The organism is Kriegella aquimaris (assembly GCF_900103215.1).
Taxonomy (GTDB): Bacteria; Bacteroidota; Bacteroidia; order Flavobacteriales; family Flavobacteriaceae; genus Kriegella; species Kriegella aquimaris.
On sequence record NZ_FNGV01000002.1, the window covers coordinates 461,016 to 483,703 of the forward strand.

At 40.9% G+C, this 22,688-nt stretch carries 22 protein-coding genes; 11 read left to right on the forward strand and 11 right to left on the reverse strand.

Going from position 1 to position 22,688, the window contains the following annotated elements; translation table 11 throughout:
* Nucleotides 1-142: 142 nt before the first annotated feature.
* Nucleotides 143-673 carry a hypothetical protein gene (locus tag BLS33_RS07080; protein WP_089886776.1) on the forward strand — a complete coding sequence of 177 codons (531 nt, stop codon included), beginning with the start codon at nt 143-145 and terminating at the stop codon, nt 671-673.
* An 11-nt stretch (nt 674-684) separates the two neighbouring features.
* On the opposite strand, the gene BLS33_RS07085 is transcribed toward BLS33_RS07080, so the two are convergent.
* From BLS33_RS07085 to BLS33_RS07105, 5 genes are all read right to left on the reverse strand, one after another.
* The gene (locus BLS33_RS07085) at nt 685-1,665 is read right to left on the reverse strand and encodes a LuxE/PaaK family acyltransferase (protein ID WP_089886777.1); all 981 of its coding nucleotides are present in this window, start codon (nt 1,663-1,665) and stop codon (nt 685-687) included.
* Nucleotides 1,666-1,692: 27 nt separating this feature from the next.
* Complete coding sequence (locus BLS33_RS07090; protein ID WP_089886778.1) at nt 1,693-2,016, reverse strand: T9SS type A sorting domain-containing protein; 324 nt, start codon at nt 2,014-2,016, stop codon at nt 1,693-1,695.
* Between the two features lie 171 nt (nt 2,017-2,187).
* Nucleotides 2,188-2,496 (reverse strand): T9SS type A sorting domain-containing protein, encoded by a 309-nt coding sequence (locus BLS33_RS07095; RefSeq protein WP_089886779.1) that lies wholly within the window; start codon nt 2,494-2,496, stop codon nt 2,188-2,190.
* A 146-nt stretch (nt 2,497-2,642) separates the two neighbouring features.
* Nucleotides 2,643-5,474 carry a TonB-dependent receptor gene (locus BLS33_RS07100; protein ID WP_089886780.1) on the reverse strand — a complete coding sequence of 944 codons (2,832 nt, stop codon included), beginning with the start codon at nt 5,472-5,474 and terminating at the stop codon, nt 2,643-2,645.
* An 89-nt stretch (nt 5,475-5,563) separates the two neighbouring features.
* Entirely contained in the window at nt 5,564-7,003 is a 1,440-nt protein-coding gene (locus BLS33_RS07105) for a hypothetical protein (protein ID WP_089886781.1), read from the reverse strand.
* A gap of 214 nt (nt 7,004-7,217) precedes the next feature.
* Between BLS33_RS07105 and BLS33_RS07110 the strand changes: the two genes are divergently transcribed.
* The 9 genes from BLS33_RS07110 (at nt 7,218) to BLS33_RS07155 (ending at nt 14,133) form a co-directional block, all read left to right on the forward strand.
* A complete protein-coding gene (locus tag BLS33_RS07110; RefSeq protein ID WP_089886782.1) occupies nt 7,218-7,904 on the forward strand; it encodes a response regulator transcription factor in 687 nt (228 codons plus the stop codon).
* Entirely contained in the window at nt 7,904-8,959 is a 1,056-nt protein-coding gene (locus BLS33_RS07115; RefSeq protein WP_089886783.1) for a sensor histidine kinase, read from the forward strand. Before BLS33_RS07110 ends, BLS33_RS07115 begins: the two co-directional genes overlap by 1 nt.
* A 397-nt stretch (nt 8,960-9,356) precedes the next feature.
* Nucleotides 9,357-10,022, forward strand: coding sequence for a tRNA (guanosine(46)-N7)-methyltransferase TrmB (trmB, locus tag BLS33_RS07125; protein WP_089886785.1), 666 nt, complete (start codon nt 9,357-9,359; stop codon nt 10,020-10,022).
* Nucleotides 10,023-10,025: 3 nt separating this feature from the next.
* Nucleotides 10,026-10,655 (forward strand): LysE family transporter, encoded by a 630-nt coding sequence (locus BLS33_RS07130; protein ID WP_089886786.1) that lies wholly within the window; start codon nt 10,026-10,028, stop codon nt 10,653-10,655.
* Nucleotides 10,655-10,987 carry an MGMT family protein gene (locus tag BLS33_RS07135; RefSeq protein WP_089886787.1) on the forward strand — a complete coding sequence of 111 codons (333 nt, stop codon included), beginning with the start codon at nt 10,655-10,657 and terminating at the stop codon, nt 10,985-10,987. The genes BLS33_RS07130 and BLS33_RS07135 overlap by 1 nt, the downstream gene beginning before the upstream one ends.
* A gap of 199 nt (nt 10,988-11,186) precedes the next feature.
* Nucleotides 11,187-12,329, forward strand: coding sequence for an Mrp/NBP35 family ATP-binding protein (locus tag BLS33_RS07140; protein WP_089886788.1), 1,143 nt, complete (start codon nt 11,187-11,189; stop codon nt 12,327-12,329).
* A 2-nt stretch (nt 12,330-12,331) separates the two neighbouring features.
* Nucleotides 12,332-12,571, forward strand: a complete 240-nt coding sequence (locus BLS33_RS07145; RefSeq protein WP_089887140.1) for a NifU family protein — start codon at nt 12,332-12,334, stop codon at nt 12,569-12,571.
* A gap of 74 nt (nt 12,572-12,645) precedes the next feature.
* Entirely contained in the window at nt 12,646-13,704 is a 1,059-nt protein-coding gene (locus BLS33_RS07150) for an NAD(P)/FAD-dependent oxidoreductase (RefSeq protein WP_089886789.1), read from the forward strand.
* Nucleotides 13,705-13,803: 99 nt separating this feature from the next.
* Nucleotides 13,804-14,133 carry a 2Fe-2S iron-sulfur cluster-binding family protein gene (locus BLS33_RS07155; RefSeq protein ID WP_089886790.1) on the forward strand — a complete coding sequence of 110 codons (330 nt, stop codon included), beginning with the start codon at nt 13,804-13,806 and terminating at the stop codon, nt 14,131-14,133.
* 105 nt (nt 14,134-14,238) lie between these two features.
* Here BLS33_RS07155 and BLS33_RS07160 read toward each other — a convergent pair whose 3' ends face one another.
* Entirely contained in the window at nt 14,239-15,975 is a 1,737-nt protein-coding gene (locus BLS33_RS07160; protein ID WP_089886791.1) for an ABC transporter ATP-binding protein, read from the reverse strand.
* Between the two features lie 164 nt (nt 15,976-16,139).
* Between BLS33_RS07160 and BLS33_RS07165 the strand changes: the two genes are divergently transcribed.
* Nucleotides 16,140-17,819 (forward strand): AAA family ATPase, encoded by a 1,680-nt coding sequence (locus tag BLS33_RS07165; RefSeq protein WP_089886792.1) that lies wholly within the window; start codon nt 16,140-16,142, stop codon nt 17,817-17,819.
* A gap of 24 nt (nt 17,820-17,843) precedes the next feature.
* Here the strand turns inward: BLS33_RS07165 and BLS33_RS07170 are convergent, their stop codons facing one another.
* The 5 genes from BLS33_RS07170 to BLS33_RS07190 form a co-directional block, all read right to left on the reverse strand.
* Nucleotides 17,844-18,497 (reverse strand): hypothetical protein, encoded by a 654-nt coding sequence (locus tag BLS33_RS07170; RefSeq protein WP_245731313.1) that lies wholly within the window; start codon nt 18,495-18,497, stop codon nt 17,844-17,846.
* Between the two features lie 161 nt (nt 18,498-18,658).
* Nucleotides 18,659-19,723 (reverse strand): dipeptidase, encoded by a 1,065-nt coding sequence (locus tag BLS33_RS07175; RefSeq protein WP_089886793.1) that lies wholly within the window; start codon nt 19,721-19,723, stop codon nt 18,659-18,661.
* A 2-nt stretch (nt 19,724-19,725) separates the two neighbouring features.
* Complete coding sequence (locus BLS33_RS07180; protein ID WP_089886794.1) at nt 19,726-20,838, reverse strand: D-TA family PLP-dependent enzyme; 1,113 nt, start codon at nt 20,836-20,838, stop codon at nt 19,726-19,728.
* Nucleotides 20,839-20,845: 7 nt separating this feature from the next.
* Entirely contained in the window at nt 20,846-21,313 is a 468-nt protein-coding gene (locus BLS33_RS07185) for a RidA family protein (protein ID WP_089886795.1), read from the reverse strand.
* 10 nt (nt 21,314-21,323) lie between these two features.
* On the reverse strand, nt 21,324-22,640 hold the full coding sequence (locus BLS33_RS07190; protein WP_089886796.1) for a gluconate:H+ symporter: 1,317 nt from the start codon (nt 22,638-22,640) through the stop codon (nt 21,324-21,326).
* Nucleotides 22,641-22,688: the final 48 nt, after the last annotated feature.

Sequence of the window (22,688 nt, forward strand, 5' to 3'; positions counted from 1 at the left end):
TCCGATTTCCTTTTGATTAAAATCCTATTCATTTAACAGCGCAGATGTAATATTACACTTGCGCCGTCTTTTTATGTTTTTGTAACCAAATATTTTCGGTATTGTAACGTTACTAGTAAACACGATTTACAAGAAACCTACTATGCGTAATTATTTTTTGATTCTAGCCGTTTTTACAATTTTGACAGGTTGTGACAAAATTGACGAATTGACCAAATTCGATATTGAATACAATCAAACGGTCGTTATACCATCTACTACGGGTATAAACTTGCCGTTCGATATATATACTCCTGAAACGGAAACAAACTCAGAATCGGAATTTGAGGTAAACGATACGCGCAAAGACCTGATTGAAGAAATTCAATTAAAGAAACTCGAATTAACTATCACTTCCCCCGATTCGGCCGACTTCAGTTTTCTTGAATCTATAGAAGTCTATATTTCTGCGGAAGATGTTGAAGAAATCAAAATTGCTTGGTTAGATGATGTTCCTGAAACCACAAGTAACAAGCTTCAACTTGATACCTCCGATATGGATTTAAAGGAATATATTAAAAAAGACAAGTTCAATTTACGTCTGAATACGGTTACCGATGAGGTGATAAACCAAGATCATGAATTGGATGTTAATTCTACATTTTTTGTAGATGCCAAGATTTTGGGACTCTAAAGGAAAACCGGTCAAAGAACCATTAAGTTGCATCCACGAATATCGGAGTTGTCAAAACGACCTAAGACTTCAAAATTTCCGTTATCGCAAACCTTGCCCAAGTCTTGGGTAGCAATAAAGGCACATGAGTTTATATTGGCCAAGTCGATAATATTGATACCTCCTGTTTTGCCAATATCTTGCAAAGTTAAGGGGTCTTCGGTGTCGCGTGTCAAAATCTTCATCCATGAGGGAGTTCTAAAAAGGCCATTTCCATGTGAATAAGCCTGAGATAACAATTCGGTCATGCCATATTCCGAATGTATTCCCGAGACTCCAAACCCTTTTTTGAGAATATCGTGCAGTTCCTCCCTAACCATTTCCTTTCGACGGCCTTTCATACCCCCCGTTTCCATTACTATCGTATTTTTCAACTGAAATTGGTGTTTTTCGACCAAATCTAGAAGTGCAAAAGATACTCCAATCAACAGTATTTTGGTGCCATCGGAATCTAAGGCTATCAGTTTGTCCTTTAATTGAGATGTATTTTTCAGATAAAACCCACTATCGGCATGCCTACTTTCCTTAATCAGGTCATCGACCATGTAAATGAGCGAAGAACCTTCCCGTTCTAAATATGAGGGAAGCAAGGCCAAAACACAATAATCGGAAATTGAGCCATAAAAATATTCAAAAGCAGTTTTATAGCTCTTTTCATAGATTGTTATATCATTGACGTAGTGTTTGCTTACATGACTTCCTGTGGTACCGCTACTCGTAAATATAAGGTCTTCTTTGAGGTCGCCGGATACTATTTTTTTTGTCTTAAAAAATTCAATGGGTAAAAAGGGAATGTCTTCAATTTTATTTATTGTTTCTGGATCTGTCTTCAAGAGCTTACAAAATTTACGATAAACATGATTGTGCAAGAATTGATGGTGAAACACATCGAGTGCTACGGATTGAAATTCCGAAGGCGAGGAAATAGTGAAGACATCATGGGCATTTACCATGGCTCAAAAATAGCCAATTTGAACGTACTACTTTACCACTAATTTTCGGGTCAATGTTTTTTTGTCTTGAACGACCTGAAGCACGTAGACACCTGGGGTCAATCTTGAAATGTTCAAGGCGTTCGTCGTAATTCTATCGATTAGAACTATTTTTCCGAATACATCATAAATGGCAATTTCTTTGGGAGCCGCTTGCTGTGTGGAGACGTAGACTACTTCATCGAAGACCGGGTTAGGGTAGACGGTCAGTCTTGTGGGTTCATTATAAGTTTGTCCTTGAATAGCTGCCGTTTCTTGGGCAGATAGGCCAATAGAAAATACGATAAATAATACAAAGATGGTTAGTTTCATTTGGTATCGACTTGGGATCAATACTTTAAAGATAACCAAACGTACTTTTTACTTGGAAATAATGTTGTGAAATGAAATATATTGTAGGTATAGATAAAGGGTCGCAACTGTTTATCGGCTTTTTCTGCACTTTGTCAAAAAAGCATAAGCGGAAATTGAAACAAGGGGGTACTACTTAACGATTAATTTTCGGGTGGCAACTTTGTTTTTTTCAAATACGCGTAGCACGTAAACTCCGGCATCTAAATCGGAAAGATTCAATTCTGTTCCCAAAATTGTGGTTTCCAAAACTTGAATTCCCAATACATCGAAAATTAAAATCTTCTTGGGAGCTTTTGCCGTGGTGTTTATATAAATCTTGCCATTGGTAACAGGATTAGGGTATAGCTTGAAGCCATCAATATCACCTCCGCTTTTGGCATCTTGTCCATAAGCGATAGAAATAAAAAGGAAAGAAATTACGAGGTAGAGTTGCTTCATAAAGTATTGATAACAATAAATGTACCACAAATATAGGAATTTTCACCATTCGTATCTCAAGCTATGCCTAGGATTGCTTATAAAATCGTTAAAATGCAAAAAGCCCCTTTTAAGTAAGGGGCTTTCTATAAAAATTAAGATGTTCTTTAAAATTTAATGCTATAACCTATTGAAAACGCTTGTCCCGGACTTCTTTTAGAAAAAGTCTTGTTGGTGGCGCCATAGGATTCATACTCACTTTCTACATCGTCATTCATGAGGTTGGCGATTTTGAAATTTATACTTTGATTATTGTTCACTCCAAATGACTTGGTCAAATTGAAATTCAGATTATGGTAGGGCATGGTGTAAACATCGGGTACAAAACCATTACCGACAACTTGCAAGGTTTTACCCTGCACATTATAGAATAGGCCCATTTGCATACCATTCTTTTCACCTTCATAATTAATTCCGGTGTTTATCAAAAAGGGTGATTGGCCCTGCAACTCCCTGTCATTACCCAATGTTTGTCCGTCACGGAGACCAAGTTCCCGTAGGTTTCTTTCTTGATCGCTATAGACTTGGGTAGATTTAATGATAGATGTGTTTATATTAAAACTGAAGTTATTTAGGGCAGGTACTATAAAGCCAAGGTTTTTCCGTATTTCAAATTCTAAACCTAACACATTGGCATCTCCAAGGTTTTGAGGCTGAAAGTTATCAGTGGAAGACTCAAAATAGGTAAGTTCTATCGGATCCTTGAACTTTTTATAAAAGCTACTCAATGCAATCATTTCAGCACGCTCTCCAAACCATTCGACTCTGAAATCAAAATTATTGATATAGGTAGGTTGCAAATTTATATTTCCAATGAACGTGTTGTTGGAAAGTGGGTCAAAGATTTTTGCAATCGAAGCTTCCTTAAATGAAGGTCTGGCTGTTGTTCTGGCATACGAACCACGTAGGTTTACTTGTTCGGTCAATTCATAGATTAGGTTGGCAGTAGGAAAGAAATCCAATTCATCTATAATGGTTTCTTTGTCAAAAATTACCTTTTCGGGGTCATCGATGTTTTTATTGTCTTCGCCAGTATACTTAGATTCGAATTTTTCCATCCGTAACCCAAGAATCGTACGCAATTTATTGCCGACCTTAAATTCATTGGAGACATAGCCAGCTATATTTTGCTGAACCGCTTCGTACGTGTTAGCGGGTTCGGCAATAGAGATGTCTGGATCGATGTGAGATCCTGAATTGTTAATTACTGTCCATAGATTTTCTTCCAAAAGAATATTGTTGGCATTTCCTCCGTAATTTACTGTAGGGAAGTTTGAAGATTGAATCTCGAAATTCAATATACTGAAATCTCGGGTTTTATATGCTCCGTAAGCTCCAAATTTTAATTTGGCATCTTTTTGGCCCAATTCATATCTTTTAGTAAAATCGAGTTTGGCAACACCATTGATTTCTTCCAAATCCCTCCAAATTCTTTTTGGCTGGTTGTTCTGCGCGATTGAATAAACCCCATCTTCAACTTGAAAAGAAGTTGTTCTGATGTCTTTATCCTGTATTTTTGAAAGGGTAGGGGAAACGGCCCATTCCGATGTCCAAGAAGCATCTTCACTCGTATGTGTACCTGTTAATAGGGCATTGGTAATCGAGCGCTGCGTATATTCGATGTTGTCTTTCGAAAAGTTGACAAAATCTGAAAAATTTAAGGTTTGATTAAAAAGCCCTGCTGTAGATTCGCCGTTTTGTAAATGTAAGAGGTTCAGTTTGTACTTTGAACGAGCAGTCTTGAAGGAAGTGCCCAATAACCCGCTTACCAGAACATTGTTCTGTCCAATGTCACCTTGCTGTGTTCTATCGGTTTCTAGTTCAAATTCCGATTTGTCAGAGTTTCTTCTGTAGAAGTTGTTCTCAGCGCCCTCATAATAAGTCGTACTGTTTTTATAGGATAAAGAAGCTAGAAAGCCCAGTCTGTTTTCCCCTTCTCCCACGTTGAATTGATTGCCCATGGTGAAACCTAAACTATAATCCATGCCACTATTGCTGCGCATCGCCCCAAGTACCGGATTAAATTGCTTTGTAATCGTCGTAAGTCTGGGGTCGTAATCGTAAGTGTTAGGTATGTCTTGATTCTCGTTGATGGGAACGTCCCTTGTGCCGTCATCAAATCCTAGAAAATCAGAATCGCCTCCTTGGTAATCGAGGTAATCTCCATTAAAATGCATATCGGGATTAAATGTGCCACTTAAAGAAAGGCTGTATTCTTTTTGTGTGGGATAGTCTTTTGTTACAATATTGACGATGCCTCCTGTGAAATCTGCAGGAAGATCCGCGCTGGCCGATTTTAGCACCAATACATTGTCGATAATATTGGTCGGAAAAATATCTAATTGAATGGTGTTTCTGTCGGGGTCTAAACCAGGAATATCTACCCCGTTAAGAATTGATTTGGTATATCGGTCGCCGAGGCCACGTACGTAAACATATTTGCCTCCTTGAACCGATACCCCGGGTACCGTTTTGATGGCACTGGCGACATTACTTGATCCTGATTTTTTAAATGTCTCGGCAGAAAGGCCGTCTAACACATTGACGGCTTTCTTTTGAATTCCAAGAACAGCTGTCTCCGTATTTTTCTTTACACTGACGGCTACGATTACTTCATCGAGGCCTTCGGCCAATGTTTCCATACTGACGTCTACGGTGGTAACTTCTCCTGCTTTTATAATCACATCGGTGATTTCAACGGTTTTGTAACCCAAGAAAGAGTATGTCACTGTATAGGATCCCTCATCCAAGGGTATGGTGTATGCACCATCGAAATCTGACGTGGTTCCAGTGGTGGTGCCTTTGACAAGAATATTAGCAAAAGCGACGGGATCTTGGAAATCAACATCGATTAATTTACCCGTTACTTCTCCTTTTTGCGAGAAGGTAAATTGAACCAAAAATAGGGCAACAACGATTAATTTAAGATTGAGTTTCATTTAGAGTAAGTAGTTAGATCGTAATAAAGTAATTGCCCGCCATGTTTGATGGCGAGCAATTGTAATAGTTTTAGTTATGTTTATTCGAATTAGAATCCTAATCCCGCTTTAGCGTTAGCGTAAGTCCAACTGAACTGAGAAACATCAGCGCCCACGGTGGCTGCACCTTCAGTAACTTGTGTTGTCCAGTCAGCAGCTTGGTCGGTAAATAATGGCGTTATGATAAGGGATTCGTTTACATCATTGCTATCGTCATCATCATCGCAATTTTCAGAACAGCCGACTTTTTCAACGAAAATGCTGTTGTCGAAACCAACAACTTCCCAAGCTTTGAAAATCAAAAGTCCATCGATATAGTTTTGGGCTACTTGGTTGTTATCCAATTCAACATCTTTTCCATCGGCAAAACCTACAGCGTAGATATTTTCTGTAGTACCCATGGCATTACTTCTATAATCGGCATATTCACCGTTAGGAGTCACTGAATTTCCGAAGATAGATACGTTTTTAAGCGTGAAAGAACCAGTAGTGGAGCCTTCTGGGCCATCAACTTCAAATGCGTGATCAGAACTGTCTCCTGCAACTACTACCGCATTGTCGATAGTGCCAGAGTATGCTTGGTCGATATCCAAGGCGTCATCTCCTTGTGCCCATACGAAGAGATTTGTTGCATTTACGGTACCGCCAAAGAATTCGACGCCATCGTCAACATTACCTACTACCTCTATATTATCTATAACGGTAGTCGATCCAACTGAGCCTAGTGTGAGTCCGTTGATTTCGTTGCCCTCACCGATTAGGGCACCGCCATGACGAATGGAAACGTACTTTAAAATACCTGAATCGTCTGCATCGTTCAATGCGTCGCCAGGCCCATATAATCCGAAAGTGTCATCGGCAGGAATACCCTCAATTTGAACTTCGGCAACATCACCTTTAAAAGAACCGGAAGCCCTTCCTAAAACAATTAGGCCGCCCCAAAGTCCTCTTTGGTTTTGGTCCAAATTAGTGCCGGCAGTCTGGCCAACACTGATATTGTCATCTTCAGAAGTAAAAATGATCGGTTTATCTGCGGTGCCTTCGGCGTTGATTTTAGAATCTCTCTGTACGATTAAAGCCGATGCCAATGATCCAGAGCCTTTTTGACCTTTAACGATAGTCCCAGGTTCGATGGTAAGGGTTTTTCCTTTCCCGACCACTACTTTCCCAGCTATAACATAAATGTTCTTGGCCTCCCATGTTGTGTCTACTGTGATTTCGCCAGATACTGTTATAATTTGTGCACATGACCCTCCGAAATCGATATCGGTTTCATCACCGTTTTTAATTCCATCGTTACATGTGGATGCAACTGCCCCGGAACAAGGCTGACAATTTGGTCCCCCGCAATCTATTTCGGTTTCACCTTGGTTTTGAATACCATCGTTACAAGTTGCCAATGGTTCGATTATCGCGGCCTTGTCGTCATCACCACATGAACTGAGGGTTAGTGCGACGATGGTCAATGTTGATAAAAGTAATTTTTTCATTTTTGTTTGTTTTATTGGTGTTTAGTGAGGGGTAACCCCCTTGTTTTGAAACACTGCAAATAAACCACGGCACTGTAAAAGTCACATTACGTACATATTAAATGTGTATTGCAATAATGTTATCTAAATGTTACTACATTAAATGAATGTTAAGCGGCTTTGATATAATAGTATTATCTTTACATTTGGCGGATTAACCAATTTGAATACCCTCATGAAAAAGAAGGATATTAAGATATTATTAGTAGATGATGAGCCAGATATTTTAGAGATCGTCAGTTATAATCTTTCTTCGGAAGGTTACGAAGTGTTTACGGCAAAAAATGGAATTGAAGGTGTTGCGAAAGCAAAGAACAAAAAGCCACATCTGATTATTTTAGATGTCATGATGCCGGAAATGGATGGTATCGAAGCTTGTGAAACTATACGTGGCACGGCAGGGCTTGAGAATACGATTATTGTCTTTTTGACTGCAAGGGGAGAAGATTATTCGCAAGTTGCAGGTTTTGATGCGGGTGCTGACGACTATATTACCAAGCCGATCAAGCCCAAGGTTTTGGTAAGTAAAGTAAAAGCATTGCTTAGAAGGTTAAAAGAGGAAACTCCGCAAGCCGAAGATATCGTCAGAGTCGGTAATATAGTTATTGATAGGGAGGAATATAAAATCATTAACGATGGTACCGAAATTGTATTGCCAAGAAAAGAATTTGAGCTTTTGGCCCTACTGACATCTAGGCCTAGTAAAGTTTTTAAAAGAGAAGTGATTTTAGACAAGGTTTGGGGCAACGAAGTTGTTGTTGGAGGGCGAACGATTGATGTTCACATACGAAAACTTCGCGAAAAAATCGGAGATGATCACTTTAAGACCGTAAAGGGCGTTGGCTATAAGTTTGTGCTATAATGGCCACCCGTTTAAAAAAGTCATATCGATTTGCTTTTCGTTCTGCACTTTTGATAACGATATTCTTTGTTCCGGTTTTGTGTTTGCTACTGTGGCTTTTTGATATGGTTAATTGGTATTTGCTTGCCACTGCGGGTCTTTTTTCATTTTTTTTATCTTTTGGTGCAATTCAAATTCGTATTGAAAAGTTTATTTACAGAAGGATCAAGAAAATTTACGATGATGTAGCACTGCTCGAATCCTCTACATTGACTTCGGACACCATAAATACCGATATGCGAACTTTGACCACAGAAATAGAAAAGTTCGCCCACGACAAGAAAATAGAAATCGACACACTCCGAATTCGCGAAGAATACCGTAAAGATTTCATCGGAAACGTTTCCCATGAATTAAAGACGCCTCTTTTTACTGTCCAAGGCTATATTCTTACGCTTCTCGACGGAGCTATGGAAGATAAGGCTATCAGAAAAAAATATTTGCAACGGGCCAATAAGGGGGTAGAAAGGCTTATCTATATCGTTAAAGATTTAGACCTGATTACGAAGCTAGAGGTTGGTGATCTTCATTTAGATCTTGAGAACTTTGATATTGTCGAGCTCATCCAAAGTGCATTTGATCAACTGGAAATGAAAGCTGCGAAAAAGAAAGTTGTTTTAACTTTTGATATGGACTATGAGGAACCAATCTACGTAAAGGCCGATAAAGAAAAGATACATCAAGTACTTATCAATTTGTTGGTAAATTCAATCAAATATGGCCATAGGGACGGTACTACGGAGGTCAGTGTTGAAAATCTTATTAAAAACAAGGTAATCGTAAGGGTAACTGACAATGGCGAGGGAATCGCAAAAAACCATATTCCTCGTCTTTTCGAACGTTTTTATAGGGTCGATAAAAGTGGAAGTAGAAGCGAGGGCGGTTCGGGATTGGGGCTGTCGATAGTGAAGCACATCATCGAAGGCCATGACGAGAAAATTTACGTGGAAAGCGTTGAAGGAGTTGGTTCTGAATTTTCGTTTACATTGGAAAAAACAAAAAATAAGGCCTCATAGTCTATTTGGGGCTACAATTCTTTAACCCACCAAAATGACTCACACGGCATAAATCCCCAATACGAAAATTTTCTTGTCTGCTGTAGGGAGCTTGTCTATTTTTTCTAGGTGTTTTTGTTCATAACGTGCGGGTGTCAGAATAAAATAGACCTTTTTCCAAACTTAGCCACACCCATTATAGCGGTGTACCCAGACCGGGATAGAATCATTTTACTTTGATTTACTATCTTTTGCCAATAAAGCATTTATAATTCGAATACATCTCGTGGTGTGCCCTAGTCTCCAATTCAAAGGGGCAACAAGAATTTGTTTAGATTTATCCATATAACATGAAAAAACAATATTCGTTGGGTTTGGAGATTTCCTTAGCTTTGCCAAATCATTAAATTTTAGTTTTTTGGGAAGCAAGAACAAGTTGAAACGATTTAGGGAGAATGAGACATTTGGCAATGTTATTCAGCCCAGCAGGGATGAAATACAGAATGGTTATCCTTTAAAAGGCAATTGGAAAAGCCATTTTGGCAATGATAATCCAATAGTGCTTGAACTTGGTTGTGGTAAAGGTGAGTATACGGTAGGGCTCGCCCAAAGAAACAAAGACAAGAATTTTATTGGAATTGATATCAAAGGAGCTCGGTTATGGCGTGGAGCCAAAACGGCTTTGGAAGAAAATCTATCGAACGTTGCTTTTCTCCGTACCCAAATAGAACTCATTGATGATTTGTTCGCAGCGAACGAAATATCGGAAATCTGGATAACTTTTCCAGACCCCCAAATCAAGTACAAGCGGACCAAACATCGTATGACCAACCGCTTTTTTTTGGAAAAATACAAGCAAGTATTGAACCCAAATGGGGTAGTTCACCTTAAAACAGATAGTGAATTTATGCACGGGTATACCTTGGGCCTTTTGCAAGGATTGGGCCTTGAAATAATATATGCAAATCACGACGTATACAAAAATGAAGGGAGCCCTGAAGCTGTTTTAGGAATACAGACCTTTTATGAGGGTCAATATCTTGAAAAAGGAAAACCGATTACCTATATTCAATTTAGGATTTAAAGAATGCAACACCTGCTCATACTTTTTTTTGCTACTTTTTCTGCGGCATTTATGGCCACGGTGCCTCCTGGGTTGCTAAATATGAATGCTGCCAAAACGAGCGTCGAAAAAGGTAAGTTGAATGGTATTACCTTTAGTCTTGGTGTTTCGAGCATGGTACTGATTCAGGCCTATGTGGGCGTTTTGATTTCTAAATTCTTGTATAAGCACCCAGAAGTGGTCGAAGTGCTTTTGAAGATTGCGGTGATTATTTTCGCTTCATTGGCAATTTACTTCTTTAGGGCCGCTAGGCTGAGTGTGGTAAAAGTTTCTAAAAAAGTGAGCGTAAGCAAACGAAACAGCTATTTTAAGGGATTTCTTTTGGCGGCTGTAAATTTGTTGACTATTCCTTATTATAGCGGGCTCAACGCCATGTGGAATGCTACGGGTTGGATAAAATTTCAAATTACCGACATCCTGACTTTTGTCTTGGCCGCTGGTTTTGGTACCTTTTCAGTGTTGTATATGTACACGATTTATTTTAATAAATTGGAAAATAAGACCAGTCGTTTTTCAAAGAACTCCAATTATATTCTAAGTATTTTAATGGTCGTTCTATTGGTAATTACAATTTTCAGAATTAGCAATCAATAATGGAGCCTGATAACAAGAACTTTTTTCAAAAAGTATATGAAGTCGCCAAACTAATTCCTTATGGTAGGGTAACCTCATATGGCGCCATTGCTAAATATTTAGGTGCCGCCCGCAGTGCAAGAATGGTGGGTTGGGCCATGAACGGAGCAGGTGCTATGGAAGACGTACCTGCACATCGTGTTGTCAACAAAGTGGGGCTGTTGACTGGCAAACATCATTTCGACGGCACTAATCTGATGCAACAGCTTTTGGAGAGTGAGGGAATTGAGGTCGTAGATCATCAGATAGTGGATTTCGATAAACATTTTTGGGACCCTTGGAAGGAATTGTAGCCCGTCAATTATTTCTTAGTTGCATTTAATTGGTGGGTGAATCTGTCTCTAAATTGCAAAATCCGAGACAGATTATTCAGAATAATACTTTCTTATCCTACCATGTTATATTTCAATACCGTCACTTTCTAATCTCCGCCCTAAGCCTTATCTTTGTTGTTTAGAATCATTTTATATAAAGTGACAAAGCAGGAGTTTAATGAAGATTGATAAAAAAGAAGTTTTAAAGGCCTTAGAAAACATCACTGTACCTGGAGAAGGAAAGAATATGGTCGATAGTGGCGCGGTAAAGAATATACAAATTTTTGGTGATGAAGTCGAAGTCGATATAACAATTGGCAACCCGAGTTTGCAAGCACGTAAAAAAACCGAAGTAGAGATTTTAAAGATTATTCACCAAAAGGTATATGAAAAGGCCAAAATAAAAGTGAATATAAAGGTTGAAGCTGCAGCGGCAAAACCAAAAGTCAATGAAATTAAGGGCAAGCCCATACCGGGTATACAGAATATTATTGCCGTGGCCTCTGGTAAAGGAGGCGTTGGTAAGTCTACGGTAACGGCAAATTTAGCGGTTACTTTGGCCAAAATGGGTTTTAAGGTAGGGTTGTTAGATGCTGATATCTATGGGCCTTCAATGCCGATAATGTTCGATGTTGCCAATGAAAAACCTTTGGCCATTACTGTAGACGGTAAGTCTAAAATGAAGCCGGTAGAGAACTATGGCGTTAAATTGTTGTCCATCGGATTTTTCACCCAACCCAATCAAGCCGTTATTTGGCGGGGTCCCATGGCTTCTAAAGCACTCAATCAAATGATTTTTGATGCCCATTGGGGCGAATTGGATTTTATGTTGTTGGATTTACCTCCTGGTACAGGCGATATTCACCTGAGTATTATGCAGGCAATGCCGGTTACGGGTGCCGTTGTAGTCAGTACTCCACAAGAAGTGGCCTTGGCAGATGCCAAAAAGGGTGTTGCCATGTTTCAGCAAGACTCTATAAACGTGCCAGTTTTAGGGATTGTTGAGAATATGGCGTATTTTACACCGGAGGAACTTCCTAATAACAAATATTATATCTTTGGAAAGGAAGGAGCCAAACATTTGGCGGAGGATTTGAATGTTCCCTTTTTAGGGGAAATTCCATTGGTACAGAGTATTCGTGAAGCAGGCGATATTGGTAGGCCAGCGGCTCTGCAAACGGCGACTCCGATTGAAAAGGCTTTTGAAGAACTAACCAAAAATGTAGTTCAAGAATTGGTGGCCAGAAACAAGAGTTTGCCGCCAACGGAAGCAATTAAAATAACAACAATGGCAGGATGTTCCGCCGTGAAAAAGAAATAGCTATGACACCGGAAGAACTTAAAGTAAACGTTGAAAAGGCGTTGGAAGAGATTCGACCTTTTTTGCAAAGTGACGGGGGTGACATCTCATTGGTCTCCATTGATAACGAAAACTCGGTCAAGGTAAGGTTGCAGGGTGCATGTGTAGGCTGTACCGTAAATCAGATGACATTGAAAAGTGGGGTAGAGATGACCATTAAAAAGTACGCCCCACAAATTGAGGAAGTGGTTAACGTTGGATAGCTTCATATCGAAATATCGCTAAAAAGGAAAGGTTAAGTTTTAAACTATTGTGGCACCAAATATTTTAATTTTACATGATTGAAACAGACATACTGATAATTGGAGCGGGACCTACGGGTCTTTTTGCTGTTTTTGAAGCTGGTTTATTACAGCTGAAATGTCACTTGATCGATGCGCTTCCACAAGCTGGCGGTCAGTGTTCGGAGATTTATCCCAAAAAGCCCATCTACGATATTCCAGGTTTCCCTGAAGTACTTGCCGGTGACCTTGTTGATAATCTTATGGAACAGATAAAACCTTTCGAACCTGGTTTTACTTTGGGCGAAAGAGCACAGACCATTGATACATTGGAAGACGGCACTTTTGTCGTAACTACAAATAAAGGAACAAAACACCATGCGCCAGTTGTTGCGATTGCAGGAGGGCTGGGGAGTTTTGAACCGAGAAAGCCGCCTTTGGACAATCTGAAGAGATATGAGGATAATGGACTTGCCTATATCATAAAAGACCCCGAGGTCTACCGAAATAAAAAGGTGGTCATTGCCGGTGGCGGTGATTCGGCCTTGGATTGGAGTATCTTTTTAACAGATGTTGCTTCAGAAGTGACTTTAGTGCACCGTCGAAACGAGTTTCGCGGCGCATTGGATTCTGTGGAAAAAGTACAACAACTAAAAAACCAAGGAAAAATAAACTTGATTACACCAGCTGAGGTAACGGCCCTGCACGGAGCTGAGAAGTTGGAGGGCATATCAATTAGTAAAACGGCCAATGCCCAAGAAGATATTCTACTTGAGACCGATAGTTTTATTCCTTTATTCGGACTATCGCCAAAATTGGGTCCCATTGCCGATTGGGGGCTCGACATCGAACGAAATGCCATAAAAGTCAATACTTTCGATTATCAGACCAATGTTCCCGGCATATATGCCATAGGTGATGTTAACACCTATCCCGGCAAACTTAAATTGATTTTGTGCGGTTTTCATGAAGCCACCCTAATGTGCCAAAGTGCTTACCAACGCATTCATCCTGATAAAAAATACGTGATGAAATATACGACTGTTGGTGGTGTAACTGGTTTCGATGGCAGCAAAAAGGAAGCGCCGAAAGCTGTAGTGAAAGCCATCGAATAGTCTCTGAAATTATTAAATATATTGTAGAATGTCATCCTGAGCGAGTCGAAGGAAATTGTGACGAAGGTGTAAGTTCCGAGTCTGACAAATAGATAGTAAATGACCGACATTAAGATAAAAATAACCGATCGTGAAGGTGTATTGCATGAGGTAGATGCGCCAACGGATATGAATATGAACCTTATGGAAGTGGTTCGTTCTTACGAATTGGCTCCTGAAGGAACCATTGGCATATGTGGTGGCATGGCCATGTGTGCTTCCTGCCAATGTTATGTAAAATCAGATCATAATCTCCCCGAGATGTCAGATGATGAAGATGCCATGCTGGCCGAAGCTTTCAATGTTCAAGACAATAGTCGGTTGGGCTGTCAAATTCATATGACCGAAGATTTGAACGGTCTCGAGGTCGAGTTGGCACCAGAGAGTTAAATCTTTTCTTAATAGCGAGCGAAGCAGAGCTATCTGTCAATTTGGGAGGTCAATTCAACCCAGGCTGTCGTCGTAAAAAGATTCGCAGCAATGACGTGTTCCAATTTAAATCCTTGCCTGATAAGTAAAGAGATTGTAATAACGGCCTTCTTTAGAGATGAGCTCGTCATGGGTGCCCTGTTCGGCGATTCGACCATTTTCTATCACCAAAATTTGATCCGCTTTACGAATGGTGCTTAACCTGTGTGCAATTACAAAGGTCGTACGGCCCCTAGTAAGTTCTGCCAAACTCTTTTGAATCAAAGCTTCACTTTCGGTATCGAGATTAGAGGTGGCCTCGTCCAGTATCAATATCTTCGGGTTGGCCAACACAGCACGTGCGATGGCTATGCGTTGTCGTTGTCCGCCCGAGAGTTTTACGCCGCGCTCCCCAATAAGAGTTTCTAGGCCCTTTTCGAAGCGATCGGTGAACTCATCGACATAGGCGGCTTTGACGGCTTTTTGAACATCTGTTTCGGAGGCATTGGGTCTAGGGAACATGATGTTTTCTCGAATAGTTCCTTCAAACAAGAATTCATCTTGTAGAACGACACCTAAATTTTTGCGGTAACTGTTTAAGTTTACTTTCGATAAGTCTTTACCGTCTATGGTGATCTTCCCGGATTGCGGATTTAGAAAAGTAGCTGCCAAACCAGCAATGGTTGATTTGCCCGAACCTGAACTTCCTACCAAAGCAACCACATTGCCAGAATCGATGCTGAAATTTATATTGTGAAGTACTTCTTTATCTTCTTCGTAAGCAAATGAGACATCATCAAATACGATATTCCCTTTGAGCTCATCGAGAATTTCCGTTCGATTTTCTTCATCCGATTCGGGCACCATGTTCATTAATTCCTCGGTGCGGTCCAACCCGGCCAAAGCCTCGGTCAATTGGCTTCCGATGTTACTCATTTGTACGATTGGAGCGATCATCAAGCCGAGAAGAAATGTAAATGTCAAAAATTCACCAATAGTCAATTCGTCCATCATAATCTTATAACCTCCGATTCCCATGATGCCCGTAGTGGCGATTCCAAGAAGAAAGGTAGAAGAACTGGTCATAAAGGCCGTGGCGGTCAAACTCTTTTTTACATTTTGAAAGAGTCTTTCTACTCCTTTTTCAAAAATTTCATTTTCTTGGGCTTCGGCATTAAATCCTTTTATCACCCGCACGCCTCCTAAAGTTTCGATAAGGCGCCCGGTGACCTCGGCATTTATTTTTCCCCGGTTTCTGAATATCGGGCGTATAATCTTAAATGCTTTTAATGCTATTAGCGCAAAAATTGCCATCGGAACAAGCGTGAAAAGTGTCATTGACCAACTGATTCGTAGAAGCAGAATAAGTGATACCACAGCGGTAATGGTACCGCCAACCAATTGTACCAGTCCTGTGCCTATTAAGTTTCTGACACCCTCAACATCTGTCATGATACGTGATACCAATGCCCCCGATTTGGCGTTATCAAAAAATCGTATGGGGAGCGACAATACTTTCTTTTGAACTTGGGCCCTTAATTCTGAGATTAAAAACTGCGCCTGAACACTCAATATTTTAGTCAATAAAAATGAGGTTACCGATTGTACTAAAATGGATGCTGCCACTGCCCCAACAAGTAATTTTAGAAAATCGATATCCTTGTTCGGAATAATATCGTCCATTAGATATTTCAGTGACAATGGGGCAACGAAACTTGCCGCTTTACTAATGACAATTAGAATCAGGCCAATGAAAACCAGATTGCGCCTTGGCCAGATAATGGTTTTGAAAGCGGTGAGAATACTAACTTTTTTTTCGGCCATTGGGTTATAAAAGATTCAAAATTAAAAGCTGCAAGGTACCGCAAAAATATATGGAATGTGAGCAACTAATATTGAAGAGCCAAATTTTAGTGTAAAATTAGTATTTCGAGACCAAGACCGTTAATTTAGTTGGTTCGGAAAAGTAATTTCCTTATACTATAAAAATGCAGCAAGCAAAGGCTTTGGCGCTTTTAAAATCGGGTAAAAATGTATTTCTTACGGGTTCGGCCGGTACGGGAAAGACCTATGTGCTCAATCAATACATTGCGTATTTGAAATCTCGAAAAGTCCCCGTGGCCATAACCGCCTCCACTGGTATCGCCGCAACACATATGAACGGGATGACCATACATTCTTGGGCTGGTTTTGGAATCAAAGACCGTTTGACCCGGGCAAATTTGGTCTCCATGCGGGCAAAGAAATACCTTAAAAAGCATCTGGAGGAAGCGAAGATTTTGATTATCGATGAAATATCGATGTTGCATAAGAATCAGCTGGACATGGTGGATGAAGTGCTCCGGTTTTTTAAAGAGGATGACAGGGCTTTTGGCGGAATTCAAATCGTGCTTTGTGGTGACTTTTTTCAATTACCACCAATCGGTCGACAAGGAGAAAGAAGCAAAGATAAATTTGCATTTATGTCGGAAGCTTGGATAAAGGCCCAATTGAATGTTTGCTATTTGACCGAACAGTACAGGCAAGAAGGAGATAGTATTCTAAATGGAATTTTAAACGAGATTCGTGCGGCACAAATATCCCATACTAGTATTCAAGAGTTAAAAAGGGCGGAAACGAACAGTTTGAAATTCGATGAAAAACCTACTAGGTTATTTACCCACAATGCCGATGTCGATTATATCAATCTTATTGAACTCGAAAAACTAGAAGGAAGGTCAAGAAAATTTAAAGCAGGTACAAAAGGAAATCAAAAATTGGTCGAGACGCTTAAAAAATCGGTTTTGGCCCATGAGGAATTGGAACTTAAGATCAATGCCAAGGTGATGTTCGTGAAGAACAATCCCGAGCAAGATTATGTGAACGGTACTTTGGGCAAAATTGTAAACTTTACAGCTGAGGGTTTTCCTATGGTAAAAACCGTGCAAGGTAGAACGATTACTGTGAAACAGGAAATATGGGGAGTACATGACGATCACGGTAAGGTGTTGGCAAGCTTGAGTCAAATACCCTTGCGTTTGGCTTGGGCGATTACGGTACATAAGTGTCAGGGCATGACTTTAGATGCCGCTTCTGTAGACCTTTCAAAAACTTTTGAGCGTGGCCAAGGCTATGTGGCACTATCTCGATTGAAGAACATAAAAAACCTTCAATTGGCCGGCTTTAATGAGATGGCGCTTCAAGTTGATGGTTTGGCGCATAAGGCGGACCTGCGTTTTCAGGAACTTTCCGATGTGGTCGATACACAGAACGATTTGAATATTCTTGAAGTCGAGGCAATGGCTTTTGTGGAATCTTGTGGGGGACTTACCAATATTGAAGAAATAAAGAAGCAATCAAAAAAGCTAAAAGAAAAGAAGGAAAAAAAGCAATCTACCTACGTAATAACCTTGGGATATCTAAAGCAAAAACTTCCTTTGGAAGACATTGCGGAGCAACGTGGGCTTTCTACTGGGACGATTGCCGGCCATTTGATCAAGCTTCGCAACGAATTTCCTAAAGAAGATCTCGAATACTATCGGCCCGATGACAAACTGCTCAAAAAAGTAACAAAAGCAAGAAAAGGACTTAAAGGAGATACCAGCAGTCTGAAACCACTGCATGCCGCTTTGAACGGATCGGTCGATTACGACGATATTAAACTGGCCTTGGCATTTCTTGAAAAATAAGTTTACAGTGCTAGATTGCCTAGGTTACTCTTTGGTAATGATCAATGTTGCCTTTGATCCTCTCGAAAGCAACCATTTGTTGGAGTAAATTAAAACCCCTTGATCATCATATACATCCACTTGTGCGGTGTTAGGGCTTGAAGAACCCTCGTTTAGCGCCTCGAATTCAAGTCGATTGAATCCCTTTTCCAAATCGAGATTTATCCCCTTAAAGGATCCGGTTAATAAGATGTTGTGGTCGACCACCTTACCATTGGCATAAATTTTTACACGGTCGCCATCAACGAATTCATGGTCACGACAAACAATTCCAACAAATTTGCCATTGCTCTTCACATCGCCTAGGTACATGTCGGAGAAAAATTGTTTTGAGCCTTCCTTGGGTTGTCTAGGTCCAACTTTGGGGTCTATTTTCATACCGTGCCCAGCTTGTACCAATTCCCGTTCAGGAAGCATTTGTACCGGTTTTTTACCCGATAGATCTAAATTGACTTCAGGCTTATCATTTACTACAGAAGGAATTTTCAAGGCCGTGCCCTGATTGGTATTTCCTTGATTGTCGATTTTGTTCGCCGCCTCGATTTTTAGTGATTTCGAAGTAGGTATATCCGTTTGGCCATGTGCCAAGGTCGAAACCAATAACAAAGAAACGAATGTAAAAAAATACCTTCCGGACATTTTTAATGCGATTATGATAGTTCCAAAGATAACAAATACCCTGCCACAGGTACTTAAGGGGCTGTTAAAATCAATAAGGGAGACATAGATCTCCTCCGTTGAGTGTACCCTTTTAAATTAACCTTTAGTAGCTAACGCTATTTTGAGTCTTTTACGTATATCTAACCCCAAGTTCTCCGTAAAAATTGAATGAAATTCAAGTGCATGATATTGTTTATTTCATTCGCCGTATATCCTTTTTCTTTTAATAGCAACGGTACTTTCTGAAGATCGGCAATGGTATCCACATCTTCCGGACCTTGTTCTTTTCCGAACCCGCCATCCAAATCGGTTCCGATGCCCACATGATTGGTATTGCCCGATAATTGGCAAATGTGGTCGATATTGTCTACCATTTGATGTAATGACACGTTCATGCCTTGTGGGATAGATTTGCCACGAACCCAGTTCGGCACCATCATCCAGGCATCAAGGGGCATCCCAATAACGGCATTCCGGGAAATTAGTTCTTTGAGTTGTTCATCGGAGAATTGACGGTTATGATTAACTAGGGTGCGACAATTACTATGGCTGGCCCAAATGGGTCCATCATAAACTTTCATAGTTTCCCAAAAGCTTTGGTCACATAGGTGGGTGGCATCAAGAATTAAACCTAGGCGCTCTATTTCTTTGAGCAGCGCTTTACCTTTGTGACCGATACCTCCGACAGCATCGGTACCGTGGGCATATGTACCGGGTCCATAATGTGCGGGTCCGATGGCCCGTAGGCCTTGCTCATACGATTTTTGTAAATGATCAATAGTGATTATGGAATCAGCACCTTCTAAACTCAATATATAGCCTATAGGTTTTTTTGCATCCGAAGTCGCCCAAAGTTCTAAATGCTGGTTGAGGTCTTCGGTATTCATAATTTGCACCATCTCACCAATAGCTTCCATGGCACGGTACCAAGCCAATTGCCCTTGGGTCTGGGCCCATGCTTGATGTGGCGAGTGCCAACCGGGAAGCGGATTTTCCTTTTTCACATAGCGGGCAATCTGGGTGGCCACACAAAGACCAATATTTCCCCGACGCATGGCATCAAAGGAAACCGTATTGTTGCCCCGATCAGGCTTGTCGGTCATTTCTTTTTCGCTTTCACGGATGTCGGATACGGACCATGTAAGGTCTCTATTCCATTCTAAAGCATTCATGGCGAGGTCCAAATGGGCATCAAGTATAAACATGCTTAAATTGTTATTTTTTGGTTACGGGCGTCTACATGCCATTTGTCAACGATTTTTCCGGCTGAAACAACGAGAACGTTTTCATATTTAGCAACTGTAGGACAAATGTGCATCGGTATGGCATAGTGTACGTCACCCACGTTATGTTGACCTGGTTTGTTATGTTCGACGACCAGATGTTCTTCACTTTGCCCAATTTGTTCAGAATCTTCGATATCTAAGATTTTTACCCTCGGAAAGGCCATCTCGGGGGCGATTGATTTATGCCCAAGATCCAGACACATTGTATTTTCTTTTGGTAAACTGATAACCCTCGTAAGAAGAACCGCTGCAGGAAGAAATGGCAAATCAGGAAATAAATTTCCGTATCCGGCATCCCAAAGTAAAGTTGTACCGGGGCTGGTCTCAACATTTTCCCTTTTCGCATGTATGGAAAAAGTCGGAGACCCACCGGCAACAATTTTTGGGGCGGTAGTGCCTTTGGCTATTAGTGTGTTCCTTAGCTCCGAGACCGCTTCAAAAGCTTGGTCACAAATTTTTGTTCTTTCATCGAGATTCGATGACCGTATGTGGCCATCGTATACATGCAATCCCTCGGCCTTTAGATAAGGGTGAACGCCTATAGATTCATATAAACTGACCGCTTCTGGACCCGGTCGTATGCCTGTACGGTCCATGCCATTGTTGATGTCTAACCATATTCGCACCTTATGATCTTTGGCACCGGCTATTTCGCCAAGGGTATTCACTACTAATGAATTATCGACCAAGGCAGAAAAATGGGTTGAAGGGTATTTCTCCATCAATTTAAAAAATCTGTCGATATTGGCCCCCACAGGTTGCATGGCGAAAAGTACATCCGAGGCACCACATTGTGCAAGTAACTCGGCTTCGGCAATAGTAGCGCATTTGAATTTGTCAATACCTTGTTGCAATTGCATTTTAATAACCTCTCCCATTTTATGGGTCTTAATATGCGGTCGAAGGTTTTGAGTGCCTCCTGCAATAGAGATCATGGTCCGAATATTTTTAGAAATCCGATCAGGGTATACCAAGAGAGCTGGAGATATTATTGCCCTTGTCTCTTCAATTTTGTACCAATTTTGATTGTCCATGTGAAGGTTACTGATGTAGTTCGAACATGGCTTCCACCTCCACCACAATATTGTCGGGAAGCATCATTCCTACGGCGCTTCGTACCCCGACACCGTGGTCATCGCCAAAGACTTGGGCCATCAATTCGCTAAAGCCATTTATTACTAAAGGTTGTTTTCCAAAATCAGGTGTGCAATTAACCATACCTAAAGTTTTTACCAGGCGTTTGATGCGGTCTAAATCGCCAAAGTGCGTGCTTATAGTCGACAGCATAGTGAGCCCTACTTGTCGAGCCACCAATTTGGCATCTTCGACGCTCATACCATCTCCGGCCCTTCCAGTCATCAGTGTTCCGTCATATTGGATGGGTCCTTGACCAGAAACATATAGAAAATTATCTACTACTAAAATAGGTTTGTACAACCCTGCTGGTTGGGGGGCGGGAGGTAATTTTAGCCCCAACGCTTTAATTTTTTCCGAAGGTAACATGTGCATAAGAATAGAATTAAATGAAAGTATTTAAAATTAAGACTCCGATTAGACCCATCACGCCTACAGTGGTTTCCATAACCGTCCATGTGCGCAGCGTATCTTTTATTGATAAATTGAAATATTCTTTATATAACCAAAATCCGCCATCATTGACATGGGATAACATGAGGCTGCCCGACCCGATAGCCAAAACCATTAGTTCGGCGCTAACACCCGAATCCCCAATTAGAGGAAGTGCGATACCTGCTGCGGTCAAACCGGCTACCGTTGCCGACCCAACACAGATTCTAATTACCGTGGCAATGAGCCATGCAAGTACCAGAGGGGAAATGGTAGAGCCCTTGAGCATTTCGCCAATATATTCACTTACACCACTGTCGATAAGTACTTCTTTTAAGGCACCGGCACCGGCAATGATAAGTAGCACCATGGTAATACCGGCGACCGAGCTGGTGACGGTTTCCATAACCTCTTTCATTTTTTTTCCACGTGCAAGTCCCAGCGTATAAATCGCTACCAAGACGGAAATCAACATCGCAATAACCGGATTCCCCAAAGCATCGGTAGCTTGTCTAATAATGTGGTCTTCGGGCAGTACTAAACTTACGATAGAAGCCAAACCGATTAAAACAACAGGAAGCAGGGCGGTAAAAATACTAATTGCAGTACTTGGCATTTCCTCATCCGTTAAAATCCTTGGGTTCATAAACTCTTTTAAGGGGGTGGCCTTTATGTTTGTCAAGGTGCGCGCGAATAGGGGTCCGGCTACGATAATAGCGGGAATGGCAATGATAATACCATACAATAGTGTTTTGCCAATATCTGCGTTGAACATTACAGCAATACCTGTTGGTGCGGGGTGTGGTGGTAAGTAACCATGGGTAACAGAAAGTGATGCCAACATTGGTAGACCCACGTAAAGCAATGGTAGCCCCGTGCTCGCAGCAACCGTAAATACCAAAGGAACCAATATTACGAACCCTACCGTATAAAACATGGGAATACCCACGATAAAACCGGTAAGTACAACGGCCCATTGAATGTTTTTCTTTCCGAATTTAGTTACCAATTGAGTGGTAATACGTTGTGCGGCACCACTATCGGCCACCAGTTTCCCCAACATGGCGCCAAGACCTAAAATCAATATCAAATAGCCAAGGGTGTTTCCAATACCATTTTGAATGGCATTTACTACATCTTCCAAGTTCATACCTTCGGCAAGCCCTACTAAAAGTGAAACAATCACGAAAGCGATAAAGGCATTCAGTTTAAAGTGTGCAATCAGGAGAAATAGGAGAAGTATTCCGGCAATAACAATAGCTAATGGCATAGGGTTGGTTTAGTATGGTGCACTTTTTTACTAAGAACTAGCTCGAGC

Excerpts from the sequence above, each read along its gene's own strand:
- BLS33_RS07080 (WP_089886776.1), top strand. The coding sequence starts at position 143 with ATGCGTAATTATTTTTTGATTCTAGCCGTTTTTACAATTTTGACAGGT.
- BLS33_RS07085 (WP_089886777.1), bottom strand. The coding sequence starts at position 1,665 with ATGGTAAATGCCCATGATGTCTTCACTATTTCCTCGCCTTCGGAATTT.
- BLS33_RS07090 (WP_089886778.1), bottom strand. The coding sequence starts at position 2,016 with ATGAAACTAACCATCTTTGTATTATTTATCGTATTTTCTATTGGCCTA.
- BLS33_RS07095 (WP_089886779.1), bottom strand. The coding sequence starts at position 2,496 with ATGAAGCAACTCTACCTCGTAATTTCTTTCCTTTTTATTTCTATCGCT.
- BLS33_RS07100 (WP_089886780.1), bottom strand. The coding sequence starts at position 5,474 with ATGAAACTCAATCTTAAATTAATCGTTGTTGCCCTATTTTTGGTTCAA.
- BLS33_RS07105 (WP_089886781.1), bottom strand. The coding sequence starts at position 7,003 with ATGAAAAAATTACTTTTATCAACATTGACCATCGTCGCACTAACCCTC.
- BLS33_RS07110 (WP_089886782.1), top strand. The coding sequence starts at position 7,218 with ATGAAAAAGAAGGATATTAAGATATTATTAGTAGATGATGAGCCAGAT.
- BLS33_RS07115 (WP_089886783.1), top strand. The coding sequence starts at position 7,904 with ATGGCCACCCGTTTAAAAAAGTCATATCGATTTGCTTTTCGTTCTGCA.
- BLS33_RS07130 (WP_089886786.1), top strand. The coding sequence starts at position 10,026 with ATGCAACACCTGCTCATACTTTTTTTTGCTACTTTTTCTGCGGCATTT.
- BLS33_RS07135 (WP_089886787.1), top strand. The coding sequence starts at position 10,655 with ATGGAGCCTGATAACAAGAACTTTTTTCAAAAAGTATATGAAGTCGCC.
- BLS33_RS07140 (WP_089886788.1), top strand. The coding sequence starts at position 11,187 with ATGAAGATTGATAAAAAAGAAGTTTTAAAGGCCTTAGAAAACATCACT.
- BLS33_RS07145 (WP_089887140.1), top strand. The coding sequence starts at position 12,332 with ATGACACCGGAAGAACTTAAAGTAAACGTTGAAAAGGCGTTGGAAGAG.
- BLS33_RS07150 (WP_089886789.1), top strand. The coding sequence starts at position 12,646 with ATGATTGAAACAGACATACTGATAATTGGAGCGGGACCTACGGGTCTT.
- BLS33_RS07155 (WP_089886790.1), top strand. The coding sequence starts at position 13,804 with ATGACCGACATTAAGATAAAAATAACCGATCGTGAAGGTGTATTGCAT.
- BLS33_RS07160 (WP_089886791.1), bottom strand. The coding sequence starts at position 15,975 with ATGGCCGAAAAAAAAGTTAGTATTCTCACCGCTTTCAAAACCATTATC.
- BLS33_RS07165 (WP_089886792.1), top strand. The coding sequence starts at position 16,140 with ATGCAGCAAGCAAAGGCTTTGGCGCTTTTAAAATCGGGTAAAAATGTA.
- BLS33_RS07170 (WP_245731313.1), bottom strand. The coding sequence starts at position 18,497 with ATGTCCGGAAGGTATTTTTTTACATTCGTTTCTTTGTTATTGGTTTCG.
- BLS33_RS07175 (WP_089886793.1), bottom strand. The coding sequence starts at position 19,723 with ATGTTTATACTTGATGCCCATTTGGACCTCGCCATGAATGCTTTAGAA.
- BLS33_RS07180 (WP_089886794.1), bottom strand. The coding sequence starts at position 20,838 with ATGGACAATCAAAATTGGTACAAAATTGAAGAGACAAGGGCAATAATA.
- BLS33_RS07185 (WP_089886795.1), bottom strand. The coding sequence starts at position 21,313 with ATGCACATGTTACCTTCGGAAAAAATTAAAGCGTTGGGGCTAAAATTA.
- BLS33_RS07190 (WP_089886796.1), bottom strand. The coding sequence starts at position 22,640 with ATGCCATTAGCTATTGTTATTGCCGGAATACTTCTCCTATTTCTCCTG.